The 12403-nt window shown below is 51.5% G+C and carries 15 protein-coding genes; all 15 read right to left on the reverse strand.

The window, feature by feature from the left end:
• Positions 1 to 42: 42 nt before the first annotated feature.
• The gene (locus F7231_RS21930) at positions 43 to 399 is read right to left on the reverse strand and encodes an ELWxxDGT repeat protein (protein ID WP_166693552.1); all 357 of its coding nucleotides are present in this window, start codon (positions 397 to 399) and stop codon (positions 43 to 45) included.
• Between the two features lie 534 nt (positions 400 to 933).
• Positions 934 to 1482, reverse strand: coding sequence for a bifunctional nuclease family protein (locus tag F7231_RS21935; protein ID WP_085414325.1), 549 nt, complete (start codon positions 1480 to 1482; stop codon positions 934 to 936).
• Entirely contained in the window at positions 1475 to 1657 is a 183-nt protein-coding gene (locus F7231_RS21940) for a hypothetical protein (protein ID WP_229364960.1), read from the reverse strand. Before F7231_RS21940 ends, F7231_RS21935 begins: the two co-directional genes overlap by 8 nt.
• A gap of 47 nt (positions 1658 to 1704) precedes the next feature.
• Entirely contained in the window at positions 1705 to 2352 is a 648-nt protein-coding gene (locus F7231_RS21945; RefSeq protein ID WP_166693553.1) for an urease accessory protein, read from the reverse strand.
• Between the two features lie 5 nt (positions 2353 to 2357).
• Positions 2358 to 3482: an NHL repeat-containing protein gene (locus F7231_RS21950; protein ID WP_166693554.1), complete on the reverse strand. Its 1125-nt coding sequence runs from the start codon at positions 3480 to 3482 to the stop codon at positions 2358 to 2360.
• 4 nt (positions 3483 to 3486) lie between these two features.
• The gene (gene hypE / locus F7231_RS21955; RefSeq protein WP_166693555.1) at positions 3487 to 4521 is read right to left on the reverse strand and encodes a hydrogenase expression/formation protein HypE; all 1035 of its coding nucleotides are present in this window, start codon (positions 4519 to 4521) and stop codon (positions 3487 to 3489) included.
• Between the two features lie 144 nt (positions 4522 to 4665).
• Entirely contained in the window at positions 4666 to 5040 is a 375-nt protein-coding gene (locus F7231_RS21960) for a four helix bundle protein (RefSeq protein ID WP_166693556.1), read from the reverse strand.
• Between the two features lie 121 nt (positions 5041 to 5161).
• Complete coding sequence (gene hypD / locus F7231_RS21965; RefSeq protein WP_166693557.1) at positions 5162 to 6259, reverse strand: hydrogenase formation protein HypD; 1098 nt, start codon at positions 6257 to 6259, stop codon at positions 5162 to 5164.
• Entirely contained in the window at positions 6256 to 6531 is a 276-nt protein-coding gene (locus tag F7231_RS21970) for a HypC/HybG/HupF family hydrogenase formation chaperone (RefSeq protein ID WP_085415243.1), read from the reverse strand. Before F7231_RS21970 ends, hypD begins: the two co-directional genes overlap by 4 nt.
• Entirely contained in the window at positions 6509 to 8851 is a 2343-nt protein-coding gene (gene hypF / locus F7231_RS21975) for a carbamoyltransferase HypF (RefSeq protein WP_166693558.1), read from the reverse strand. The genes F7231_RS21970 and hypF overlap by 23 nt, the downstream gene beginning before the upstream one ends.
• A 13-nt stretch (positions 8852 to 8864) precedes the next feature.
• Positions 8865 to 9572: a hydrogenase nickel incorporation protein HypB gene (gene hypB / locus F7231_RS21980; RefSeq protein ID WP_166693559.1), complete on the reverse strand. Its 708-nt coding sequence runs from the start codon at positions 9570 to 9572 to the stop codon at positions 8865 to 8867.
• Between the two features lie 79 nt (positions 9573 to 9651).
• Positions 9652 to 9993, reverse strand: coding sequence for a hydrogenase maturation nickel metallochaperone HypA/HybF (locus F7231_RS21985; protein WP_166693560.1), 342 nt, complete (start codon positions 9991 to 9993; stop codon positions 9652 to 9654).
• A 119-nt stretch (positions 9994 to 10112) separates the two neighbouring features.
• The gene (locus F7231_RS21990; protein ID WP_166693561.1) at positions 10113 to 11609 is read right to left on the reverse strand and encodes a hypothetical protein; all 1497 of its coding nucleotides are present in this window, start codon (positions 11607 to 11609) and stop codon (positions 10113 to 10115) included.
• 9 nt (positions 11610 to 11618) lie between these two features.
• Positions 11619 to 11930, reverse strand: a complete 312-nt coding sequence (locus F7231_RS21995; RefSeq protein WP_085414314.1) for a hypothetical protein — start codon at positions 11928 to 11930, stop codon at positions 11619 to 11621.
• Positions 11927 to 12403: a hydrogenase maturation protease gene (locus F7231_RS22000; protein WP_166693562.1), complete on the reverse strand. Its 477-nt coding sequence runs from the start codon at positions 12401 to 12403 to the stop codon at positions 11927 to 11929. Before F7231_RS22000 ends, F7231_RS21995 begins: the two co-directional genes overlap by 4 nt.

Consider the following 12403-nt stretch of genomic DNA (forward strand, 5'->3'; position numbering starts at 1 on the left):
GCAATGGTCTCCAGGACCTATTGCCCGGCGTCAGTTCCCTGACTAGTCGGGTACCGGCAAGTGTGCCATCCGTACGCCATAATTCCTGGCCGTGCAGCCCATCGTCAGCCATGAAAAAAGTTGATTCCCCGCTACGATAAACAACGTAGGGTGACTATTCATCTTACCGGGGTTAATGTCTTTCACCATACCGGTCCCCTTAGCGGTTCCGTTAGATTTCCACAGTTCCAACCCATGTATTCCGTCATCACCCATGAAGAAAATATTGTCACCAAAACGTACTATTCGCGCATCCCAATGGGCTTCCCACCCAGCTCCAGGATTGACGTCTTTAATCATTTTGACTGATTGCGCCCAAATTGAGTTAGCGGCCAGGCCACTACCAGGATGATGAAACATAGTCGAGGCAACATAGATATGGGAGACGGCGAGTGAAGGCGTCGACTAAATATACTAGAACCTTCATTTGACGGTCATAATGCTCTTATTCTCCGGTTGCCAGCGCTAGCTAACACGGCTGTACGAAAATTGAGGTGTCATCTAAGCCCATGCTACGGATAGCAGCTGACAGGCAGTATACCAAGCCAGCCAATGGACGCTTTTCCCATTTCCAGTCAGGCGCGTTGACTACGTCTGGCTGAGGAAGGTATCAAGAAGTTGGTATTACTTCCAGCTAACCGGTAGCTACTTCTGGGGTAACTTACTATTGATGTTCGAACAGACTAACCGACCTGTTTCCATGTACAAAAAGTCCTGTATTCTTCCTTGCCAGTAAAGTTTGAACACAGGAAGGCTATCTACCCAACTTTTTTACAGTGCTATACGAATAGCCTCTTCTACAGGTCAATAGCCATTTTGCGAATTCATAATTACTAATTCATCCCGTAGTAATAGGGGCGACTGGGCTAAAAATCTATGATGTAATTACCAGGTTCAGTTAATTCTTCTACGTTCAATCGCATCCCGTACGCGGGCAGCACTTTCGTAGTCTTCTTTCTTGATAATTTTGGCCAGTAGTTCTTCCAGTTCGGCCATCGTGTATTCGGCGTAGGAACCCTTTTTATCGCGGGTTTTATCGTCGACGAAGTAGCCGGATGTATCCACAACGTCTTCACTGGCACGAAGCGGGCAATCGAAACGAACGGCTAGCGCAATGGCGTCAGAGGGTCGGGCGTCTAGCCGGAGGGTTTCTCTGGCTGGCGTTAAGAGAATAATAGTGGCGTAGAAAATTTCGTCCTGGACACGTGTAATGACGACCTCTTTCAGGAGAATGCCCGCCTGCTTCAGTGTCTGGTAAAACAGGTCATGGGTGAAAGGGCGAAGTGGTTGCATCTTCTCCATCGCAACGGCAATGGCCTGCGCTTCGCTGGCGCCAATGATGAGCGGTATGCGTCGTTTACCAACGGTGTCTTCCAGAATAAGGGCGTAGTTGCCGGGTTTCGACAGGCTTTCCGAAAGGGCAATAATCGACAGATCAATCATCGGTGGCTACGGTGTTTCGCTGGATAAACTGGCATAATGCCCCCATATCATCGAAAGGAGAAATCACAAAGCCATCGACACAAAGCCGGTAGAGATCCCGTTTTTCGACTTCGATCCGATAGCCGTTGGACAGGGTAATATAGTTACCCGCATGGTCCTGTACTAAAATTTTCATTTCGGCCAGGGCGTATAAGACAAAGTCTATTTCGTTGTACGTCTCCATCAGGTCAATGCATTTTCGTAGACAACCATCGCCCCAAGGATAATGCAAACTATTGACGACAGCACGACCAGCGTAGTGCGGACCATCGGACTCGTTAAGAGCCGAACGGAAAACGGCACGCTGAATACCCCGGCCGCCACCATCATACCCACAATAGAGCCAACACCAAATAATATTAAATACAGCATACCCGCACCTGTTCCCTTAATCTGAGTCAGCACCGAGAGTATCAAAGCGCCGCTACCTGCCAGACCGTGAATGAGGCCCACGCCATAGGCTAGCCCATGAGCATGTCTTTCCTGTGCGTGAAGTGATCCATGTGTGTGTGCATGTGCCAGTGCCACACCTGGCGTAAGCATCAGCTTGTACAGTCGTAAACCGCCGAGCGTCATGAGCATAACCCCAACTCCCGCTTCGAGAAACCGGAAGTCAGATTCATGCAGGGCAAGTTTCCCCAGCATAAAAATACTACCCACGAGAAGGATTGTGGAGGTATGGCCAAGCCCCCAGAATACGCCGTCTTTTAGCGCCAGCCGAATGTCATTTCGACGGGTCACGATGTTGCTCACCGCCATTAAATGATCGGCCTCAAACGCATGGGTAAAACCAACACCCAAAGCCAATAAAAGGGGAAATAGCGTTTGCATGCTGGTTAATTAGTTAGCAGGTTGCCGATGATAATCCGATGGTTACCCGTGTCAGCGATGACCAGTTGATCACCATCGGTGCTGATCGAGAACGGCCAGTATAGTTGTTTATCTGTACCGAAACGGGTGTTGGCATTTTCGCTGCCCGTCGCGAAACTGGCATGCCCAATCAGGTTATCAGCGGGTTGGTTGTGTTGCGTAGGTACGTTGTTGAACCATAGAATCCGGCTGTTACCCGTGTCGGCTACTAGTAGGCCATCGCCGTAAAAATGGGCATCGTACGTCCAGCTCAGCGTTTGTTTCGCGGGGAATAGGCCATATTGATTTTGTCCGTTACTATCAAAATCAGTTTGCCCGATCAATACGTCGGCGGATTGGTCTGGTGCCATACGCCAGTCGTGCCAGATCAGGGTGCGGTAGTATTGCGTGTCGGCTACGACCATCTGGCCATTCGGTCCAATCTTGACTGAATATGGCCAGATGGGGTTAGCCGACTCATAATCCCGTTCCGTAAAATCCGGCTGCCCAATAACCGCCGTGGCCGGGGCAAAGGATTTGGTTGGGATTTGGTCGTAATACAACACCCGCCGGTTGCCCGTGTCGGCAATCCAGAGCCGTTGCCCATCAGAAGTTACGCCGTACGGCCAGTTTAGCGTTTGTTCAGTGGGGGCGGCTCCTATACCCTTCCCGTTGGGCTGATTGCTGGTAAAATCTGCCTGACCCAGCACAACATCGGCGGGTTGGCCATGCTGCGTTGGAAAGTGGTTCCAGATCAGCACACGATGATTCCAGGCGTCGGCCACAATAAGCCGCTCCCCATCCGACCAAAGTCCCGATGGATATTGCAGGGTATCGGCGCCAATGTGTCCACCCGAGTTTCGGCCTGTCTCTTCGGTATCCAGTTGGCCAAGAATACCGTCGGGTTCGGCATATTCCGTCGTGGGTAACTGATTCCAGATGAAAACACGGTTCTGACCCGTGTCAGATACCATCAACCGCCCGCCTACTGTCCATACGCCACGCGGGGCCAGAAACGGGTGGCCCGCGCTTCCCCGAAAAACGGTGTTTAACGCCACCAATGGCGGAAGGCCGGGTAATGATTGCGTTAAGTTGGGCGTGGTGAGTAGCATAGACTTAACAGATACGTGGCAGTTGCTCGCCAACCAGCATATTCACCACCCGACGACCGCCAATGCGGCTTGTGAGCACAACCTGACCGGGATGTTCGGCCACTACTTCACCAATGATGGCTGCCGAATGACCATAGTCGAGTCTATGTAGTTTCCCGAGGAAAGCATCGGCTACCGCGGGCGCAACGATGGCCAGAAAAACCCCTTCGTTGGCTACATAAAGCGGGTCAAGGCCAAGTAATTCGCAGGCTCCCGCTACCTCGTCGAGTACCGGAATAGCCGCTTGTTGCAGGTCGATGCCTACGCGGGTAGAACCAACATTCCGGTCACGGGCAATTTCATTCAACACAGTCGCTACGCCACCTCGAGTTGGATCGCGCAGAAGGTGAATGGCCGGACCGAACTCGTCCAGCAACGCCAGAACGGTATGGTTCAGCGGAGCCGTATCGCTCTCCAAAGTCGTTTCAAATTCCAGCCCTTCCCGCACCGACATGATCGCCATACCGTGGGTGGCAATGTGCCCGCTAACGATCACCTTATCGCCCGCCCGAACGTTTTTTATGCTGATATCGGCCTGTGGGTGCAGTTCGCCGATACCGGAGGTGTTGATAAAAATCTTATCCCCTTTCCCGCGTTCAACCACTTTCGTATCGCCCGTGACAATGTGTACACCGGCCCGTTCAGCAGCGCCTTTGATGCTAACCAGAATAGCCCAGAACTCGGCCATCGTCAGGCCTTCTTCCAGAATGAACCCCAGCGACAGGTACCTGGGAATGGCACCACACATCGCTAGATCATTGACGGTGCCGTTAACAGCCAGCTCACCGATGTTGCCGCCCGGAAAGAACACGGGCGAGATGACGTAACTGTCTGTGGTGAAGGCCACATGGCCCGTCAGGTTCAGTATGGCTCCGTCGTGGTGGGTATCGAGCAACGGGTTACTGAGCAGATCAAACACACCCGCTTCGAGCAGTTTAATGGTCAGAATACCCCCGCTGCCGTGACCGAGCGTAATAATGTCGAAATCGAGTTTCGGCATAGGGCAGTGAAGTTGCATATTGGTTAATGGTTATTCGTGATTGGTTACTCGGCAACAGAAACGGAGGCAGTAATTGCAAATTGTCAGTATAGTAGCTAACCATTTAATTAATTAGTAGACAGATAATTAACTAATTACGGATAGCTAACTAGACAATTTTTGCTTTTGCAGATGACTGATATACCCATTCAGTAATTTCAAGCATTGGATATATTTTATGCGAATCTGCTCTAGCAGTCGATCGTCAATATATCCTTCGTCGTGCGCCACCAGTACATGTTCGAGCGACTCGGTTAATGAACCACGGACCTGTCTGCAGAACTGGATATTTTCCTGAAAGTGAAACCGGCCAAAGCCTTCGGCAACATTCGCCGTTGTCGAACGCGATGAGCGAATAAGCTGATCTGTCAATCTGTATCGTTCCTCCGTTGGAAAGCGCTTCGTTAAAACAGACATATTTCGTCGAAATGCACGACAAGCTTTGTATACATCAAGCTCCTCAAATGAATTGACTGTCACGGTGATTTGGCTTTGGGTTATTAGTTATTAGGTTATTGGTTTATTTATTAGCTATCCTTAGACTACAGCCTGATAGAATGGTAACAATGACTCAATAACCCAATAACTAATAACCAATAACTCAATAACTAACCTCCGTATTGGCAAAATGATAATAGGCCGCACAAGCTCCCTCCGACGAAACCATCGGTGCACCAAGTGGTCGTTCGGGTGAACAGACGCGCCCAAATTGACTGCATTCGTGTGGTTTTTTAATGCCTTTCAGCACTAGACCTGCAATGCAATCAGGACATTCAGGAACTTTGGTAATCGAGACCGAGAACTTGCGGTCGGCATCAAAAGCGGCCAGTTCGGGACGAACCGCCCAGCCACTACCGGGGATTGTACCAATGCCCCGCCACTCGCGGTCTACGACGGCGAAAACCCGCTCGATAATGCGCCTGGCCTCAGGATTCCCCTCCGGCCGTACGACGCGGGCGTACTGATTTTCGAGCTTGCATTCACCCCGCTCTAACTGCCGAACCACCATCAAAATCCCCTGCAACAGGTCAACAGGCTCGAAACCCGTTACGACCATGGGCATTTTATACCGCTCCACCAGCGGGCCGTACTCGTCGATACCCATAATGGCACAAACGTGTCCGGCCGCCAGAAAACCCTGAATATGGGTATCGTCGTCCTGAATGACAGCCTCCATAGCGGGCGGCACCAGCACATGCGAGGCCAGAATCGAATAGTTTTTAAGACCCAATTTCTGAGCTTGTACTACTGAGAGCGCGTTGGCCGGAGCTGTCGTTTCGAAGCCAACGGCAAAAAACACCACTTCACGGTCGGGGTTTTCGCGCGCCAGCCGAACGGCTTCTAACGGTGAATACAGAATTCGTACATCGGCCCCGCCCGCTTTCGCGTCGAGCAGGCTTTTGGTCGAGCCCGGCACCCGGATCATATCGCCGAACGAGCAGAATATTACATTTTTCTCTTCGGCCAGGTATACGGCCTTGTCGATCAGGTTAACGGGCGTCACACAAACCGGACAGCCCGGCCCGTGGACCATCGTGACGAGGTCGGGCAACAGGTTTAGGATGCCATTTTTAACCAGGCCGTGTGTTTGCCCGCCACACACTTCCATGATCGTCCAGGGGCGGGTGGCGGTTTTGTGCAGTTCCTGAATATACTGCTCTACCAGTTCAGGGTCGCGGTATTCGGTGAGGTGTTTCATGCAGTGTGGCGGTCAATTTGGCTACTTTCTGTCAGCTCATCCAGGTCACCGATTTCGCGGAGGTAAGCAAATGTTTTCTCGGCTTCTTCTTCGTCCACAATGCTGATAGCGACGCCCACATGCACCAGCACGTAATCGCCTACTCGCGCGTTCGGAACCATGTCCAGACTAGCTTCTTTAAGGATACCCCCGAAGTTCACGCGGGCCATACGAACCAATCCATCGTATTGGTAGTCAATGGATTTTATTTTACCGGGAATGGCTAAGCACATGGCTGGTCTCTGTTTTTAAGCGTGACGTATTGGCTGTTGTCAGGGCGTAATGAGCCAGTTGCCCAAACGAGATGCACTCATCGTTGGGTGAAAGCCGGCGATGAAAGTAGAGTTGACAGGTTGGCTCCAATTCGTGCCGGAGCCAGTCAACGAGCAGCGCGTTCTGAAAAACGCCACCACTAAAGGCCAGTCTCCGAATGTGCGTCTGGCGAACCATCGTGGCTACGGCCTTTACCAGCGTGTAATGAAAGTTGGCAGCAACCTGGTCTGTTGGCTTGCCAGCCTGAATGTCGTGGACTACACCTGCTACGATGGCTTTAGTTGGAACATGAGTCGTCGGTAAAGCATCAGGCAAATAGCTTTGAGATGTTTCATAACCATTCGCCCGAACGTACCTGGCGGCTGCATTCTCCAGTAGTAGCGCGGCCTCGCCTTCGTAACTGACGATGTCTGCCAGTCCCAATAGAGCCGCAACAGCATCGAAAAGCCGCCCGACACTACTGGTTCTCAGCCTGCTTTTACTCAATTCAGGGAATTTTGAATACAGATTCCACTCTTTTTCGGTGAATTTTGACCGTAACAGGCCATTAGCCTCAGGTACGTTAAAAGCCAGCGACAGCGCCGAAAGTCGGGGTTCGCGCGGCATTTTATCGCCTAACAGCGTGTCGAAATAATCGAAGTGGCCTACTCGATTGAAGCTGCCATTCTGATAGGTGATAAACTCCCCACCCCAGATTTGCCCGTCGGTTCCGTAGCCCGTCCCATCCCATATGACGCCCAGAACAGGCTCCGTTTCGTTCACCAAGTCGTTTTCGGCCAGCACAGCGGCCAGATGCGCTTCGTGGTGTTGAACCGCAACAAGCGGAACGCCCCAGATGGTTGCTAATTCGTGGGCCAGTTGCGTTGAAAAGTAGCCTTCATGTTGGTCTGTGAGGATACCCTCAGGTGTTGCGCCAAACAGAGTCAGAAAGTGATTAAGTGTAGCCCGAAAGCTTGTCTGCGTATCGTAGCTTTCCAGATCGCCGAGGTACTGACTAACGTACCTGTTACCGCGTAACTGCCAGGCAAACGTACTCTTAAGCGACGCGCCGAGGGCGAGGATGTTGGTATTCGGGTCGGTTAAATCAGGCAGCATCAACGTTGGTGCCAGCCCCCGCGAACGACGCAGCACGATAGGCTGTCTGTAGGTTGGCGACAGGCACATGACCGAATCATCCTGCGGAATTACAATATCCCGATTATGCATTAGCATGAGGTCTGCTACAGCGGGTAGTTGCTCAAGCGCCTGCTCGTTCGTGTAGCCGATTGGTGACCCGCTTACATTGCCACTCGTTGCTACCAGAGGCCGACCGAACGTTTGGGCAATGAGCGTTAGTAGGGGTGCGTAAGGTACCATCACCCCCAATTGGCTAAGGCCCGGTGCCAATTGGTCAACGGCCAGTCCGGAAACCGTTTTGGGGCGTCTGGTGAGTAATACAATAGGAGATGCCGGACTCGTAAGCAGAGCCAATTCGTCATCGGCCACGTAACAGTCCTGTTGTAGTTGACTTACGCCCGGATAGAGGACAGCCAGTGGTTTGGTTGGGCGGTGTTTACGTTCGCGTAGTTGCCTGATGGCGTTCGCGTTTGTTGCATCGCAAAGCAGCAAATAGCCGCCAATGCCTTTTACCGCCACCGTTTGGCCAGTCTTGAGCGCATCAACTACGTACCCAATCAGGTCAAGCTGTGAACCAGTCACACACTGACCTGAAGCCGAAAATAGGCTTAGTTCAACCGGGCAGTTAGGGCAGGAATTGGTTTGTGCATAGAACCGCCGATTGGCCGGATCATTATACTCCCGTTCGCAATCGATGCACATAGCAAACGGAGCCATGGTCGTTGTTGGTCGGTCGTAGGGTACTTTTTGTAAAATCGAATAGCGCGGCCCACAGTGCGTGCAAGTCGTAAAGGCATAGCCAAAACGACGGTTGGTTGGGGCATTTATCTCTTCCCGGCAGGCATCACACAGAGCGAGGTCGGGCGTCAGCTGCAGGGAAGCCAGACCCGCATCCTGACTGTCAACAATCGAAAAATCAGCGAAGTGAATCGGCTCCACTTCGCTCAATTCCAACGACTGAATTCGGGCAATTTCTGGCGCTTCTGCCTGAACGCGACTCGAAAATACCTGCGCCGTGGCCGAATCCGTATTGATATAAATATGTACCCCATCGGTTCCATTGCTTACGGAACCTTGCAGTTTCATCGACCGCGCCAATTGCCAGACGAAAGGCCGAAAGCCTACGCCTTGCACTTGTCCGGTAAGGTGAAGATGAAACGTCATTGGGATCGAAAATTTACACAACAACTCCTTTCTTCTGCTCAACCCTAGCCAGTAGCCAGTTGCACCAGGCATCGAGGCCTTCGCCGGTAGTACTGGAAATGGTTAGCACCTCAATTTCAGGGTTTACGTCGCGAGCGTCCTGTATTACGTTATCAACTTTGAAGGGTACATAGGGCAGTAAATCGGCTTTCGACACGACCATCAGTTCGCTGGTCAGGAACATGCGCGGATACTTTTTGGGCTTGTCGTCGCCTTCGGTTGTAGCCAGAAGCGTTACGCGCAGATCTTCGCCCAGATCGAAGGCGGCCGGGCAAACCAGATTACCTACGTTTTCGATAAACAAGACGTCTACGCCCGTCAGGTCGATGTGGTCGAGGGCCTGGTAAATCATCTGCGCTTCTATGTGGCACATACCCCCCGTCACGATTTGTAGGGCGTTAATGCCCACATCCCGCATCCGGATGGCGTCGCGTTCGGTTTCGGGGTCGCCTACCAGCACGGCCATGTTCAGCCGACCTGCCAACTGCTTGCCGGTTTCCTGCATGAGCGTGGTTTTACCGCTACCCGGCGATGAGCAGACGTTAATCACCAACACATCGGGCAGCCGATCGCGAATAGCTTTGGCCACGAAATCGTTGACTTTCAACAGGTTTAGGGTCGTATTTTCGCACTGTACGGCTCCCGCAGAAGCCTGATTTGATTTGGGTCTGGCAGTATTCATTGGTTATTGGTTAGTAGTTACTGGTTACTGGTTATTGACTTACCTTGTAACTAGTAAGTCAATAACCAGTAACGAATAACTAATCTTCAAACTCCACTTTGCTGATTAGCAACTCTTCGCCCTGAACGACGTTTCGACTGGGTTTTCCACAGGAACACACAAACTTATATTGCTGCACTTCGGTCGTTTTGTCGCAGACATCACAGTAAATCAAGATCGGTAGTACCTCTACATGCAGGCTCGTTTGCTGATACTTTGGTTCATCTTCCAGGACGGCCGCAAACGCATTCTGCATCAGGATTGGTTGCACGTTCGAGAGTAGTCCCGCTTTCAGATAAATACCCCGAATCCGATTTACATCGGTGGGAAACTCATCTTCCAGCGTTCGGAACATATTGCGGACCAGGGAGATCTCGTGCATGTTGGTGATTGGTTATTGAGTTATTAGTTATTGGGTTATTTGATTCTAAATTTCTTCATAAGCCATTCATAATTACAGCCACCGTTTCTATGATCGAATAACCAGTAACCCAATAACCACTAACCAATCACCAGTTCACCCAGTCGCTCCAGGTGTAGATCGGCATCCCGAATCAGGGCCTCATCGGCTACTAATACCCGGATCTCATTCGCCTTTTTTACCATGTCGTTGAAGAGTGCCCGCTGGTTTTCAGGGTCATCTTCGCCTACATACCAGCCTGCTTCGAGGTAGTTCAAAATGGTTAATGCGCGTTCGTAGGGATAGGCCTCAGCGGTACGAACCCGCAGGGCATCGCGGTAGTAGCCAATTGCTCTGGCATAATTATCTGACTTTCTGGCCAGCGGATACTTTGTCAGTGCGTTGGCATAGTGGTTGCAAACCGTGGCGTATTCGTACGGAAAGTCCTCACGGGTGAAATACGCCAACGCCTGTAGAAATGAACTTGACGATACAGCCGCCCAAATGCTTTTCTTTTTGACTTCGTCTGGAATTTCGGCGAAAATAACTCCGAGGTGATGCTGGATTTCGGCAAAAATAGCCGGGGTACTTTGCTGCGTGAACACCTTGAGGGCTTGCTGGTAGGCCTCCATTGCAGGCCGGTAAAACTGCGGGTTGCCGTTCTGCGCCCAGGTATACAGCAATACACCTTTCCGGTACTGCGCGTTGGCCCGTAGTTCAGGTACGTCTTCGCTGTCAAAGATGGTTACCGCACGGCTGATGTAGCCCAGTGCTTCCGAAAAGCTGTTGGCGAAGTTGGCTACCTGCGCGGCATCGACCAGTAACAAACCTACCTGAATGGTGCGCTGTTGGGTTTCATAATATTGCAGTACCTGCCAAAGCGCGGTTTTCGTTTTTTTCAGTAAATCGGCATCGTAGGGCACAACCAACTGCTGCAGCCAGACGGGATATTGAACAGCCAGCAACTCGTGTTTGGCTGTATCGCTTAGTTCGGGAACGTTAGCCCGTTCTACTACATAATTAGCCTCGGTCAGTTGCCCGGTGTCGAGCAGTAGGGTAGCGAACTGTTTGGCCGAGTAAGCCTGGTACTCGGCATCGGGTGCGTTGTCAACTGCGGATCGGTAGGCTTCCGCCACATCGTCAGTTGCATCACTTTCGAGGTTACCATAGTGTAACGCTACCGCCCGGTTGTGCCAGCGTCGATAGGTTTCAAACGTACCTGCCCCGTTGACAGGCCGCACGGGTGCTACCAGCGAGACACCCGACTGCAATCGATTCGTGAGGTCGATGGTGTCGGCAAGCTGGCGGTCATGTCGCGCATAGGCATACGCTTTCTCCCAGTTTCCTAACCGCATGAAGACAGACGACAGCAGATTCTCAGTTGAAAAGGCCAGTGGATGAGGAAACAAAACAGGGGGTAATGTTTCACGCCAATCAAGAGGGGATTTGATGACTCCCGTAGTAACGAGTATCGCGTCCATGTCGGGCGTGGTATCGGTTAGCGGGCTAATCTGTATCAATTCGTCAAGCCGGAATTCGTTTTGGATAGCCTTGGTAACAGCAGGTACATCGTCGGTTTGTATGGTCAGGTAGTACATAACGTGGGGTTAGAGCGTAATGCTCAGGATTCCGGTGGTTTTCAACTCGTAGGCTAAGTCACGGTCTGTATCGTCGAGGTCGTTGTCAATCAGCAGTTCGCGGATATTCACCGACTTATCGCCCAATAGATTTCGATCTTTCAGCAATAGCCAACTGGTTTTGTGTAGTTTCTCGAAAAACGCTTTTGATTTACCCGCCACCAGCAGCGTTTGCCGGTCGGAGTAATACACTACACTTACCTGCACATCGTCGCCAAAAGCAACTTTGGCGATAGATGCCTCGATGAGCAGATAGCCATTCTTCAGGTGAGCGGCACTCATACGGTTTGCAAGAGCTCTTCGCGCAGTATGGCCACGACGCGATCACCGGCGGCTTTCACCACGTCTGACAGGTTCACGTCCAGTTTCGTATTATCGACCGCAATCAGGTACACCTGTACATCGTCGGGGTAATCCCTGAGCAAAATTTTGCGGGCATACGACAACGCCTGATCCCATTTCAAACTGTGCAGAAACACCATCGGGTCATCCTGAATAGCCGCTTCAACGTCGTTAGCTGGCAGTTTGTAAAGCGTACCTGGAGCTTCCCCTGTATTGATCACCGCATCGACAATCAGAATTCGCTCGTGACCGCGTAGTTGAAACAGCACCTCGAACGCCGACGTACCCATATCAAACAAATTAACTTCGGGCTGCTCACCAAGCGACTCCCGGAGTTGATCGATTACATAACAACCCACGCCGTCGTCGCTGCGGACGGGATTGCCAAAACCCATAATGGCGGTCTTTTTCAT

Source organism: Fibrivirga algicola, from assembly GCF_011742925.1.
Classification (GTDB): Bacteria; Bacteroidota; Bacteroidia; order Cytophagales; family Spirosomataceae; genus Fibrella; species Fibrella algicola.

Coding starts and splice junctions, on each gene's coding strand:
- F7231_RS21940 (WP_229364960.1), bottom strand. CDS start 1,657: ATGAAAATTTTAGTACAGGACCATGCGGGTAACTATATTACCCTGTCC.
- F7231_RS21970 (WP_085415243.1), bottom strand. CDS start 6,531: ATGTGCTTAGCCATTCCCGGTAAAATAAAATCCATTGACTACCAATAC.
- F7231_RS21945 (WP_166693553.1), bottom strand. CDS start 2,352: ATGCAAACGCTATTTCCCCTTTTATTGGCTTTGGGTGTTGGTTTTACC.
- hypF (WP_166693558.1), bottom strand. CDS start 8,851: ATGACGTTTCATCTTCACCTTACCGGACAAGTGCAAGGCGTAGGCTTT.
- F7231_RS21985 (WP_166693560.1), bottom strand. CDS start 9,993: ATGCACGAGATCTCCCTGGTCCGCAATATGTTCCGAACGCTGGAAGAT.
- F7231_RS22000 (WP_166693562.1), bottom strand. CDS start 12,403: ATGAAAAAGACCGCCATTATGGGTTTTGGCAATCCCGTCCGCAGCGAC.
- F7231_RS21990 (WP_166693561.1), bottom strand. CDS start 11,609: ATGTACTACCTGACCATACAAACCGACGATGTACCTGCTGTTACCAAG.
- F7231_RS21950 (WP_166693554.1), bottom strand. CDS start 3,482: ATGCTACTCACCACGCCCAACTTAACGCAATCATTACCCGGCCTTCCG.
- F7231_RS21930 (WP_166693552.1), bottom strand. CDS start 399: ATGTTTCATCATCCTGGTAGTGGCCTGGCCGCTAACTCAATTTGGGCG.
- hypD (WP_166693557.1), bottom strand. CDS start 6,259: ATGAAACACCTCACCGAATACCGCGACCCTGAACTGGTAGAGCAGTAT.
- F7231_RS21935 (WP_085414325.1), bottom strand. CDS start 1,482: ATGATTGATCTGTCGATTATTGCCCTTTCGGAAAGCCTGTCGAAACCC.
- hypB (WP_166693559.1), bottom strand. CDS start 9,572: ATGAATACTGCCAGACCCAAATCAAATCAGGCTTCTGCGGGAGCCGTA.
- hypE (WP_166693555.1), bottom strand. CDS start 4,521: ATGCCGAAACTCGATTTCGACATTATTACGCTCGGTCACGGCAGCGGG.
- F7231_RS21995 (WP_085414314.1), bottom strand. CDS start 11,930: ATGAGTGCCGCTCACCTGAAGAATGGCTATCTGCTCATCGAGGCATCT.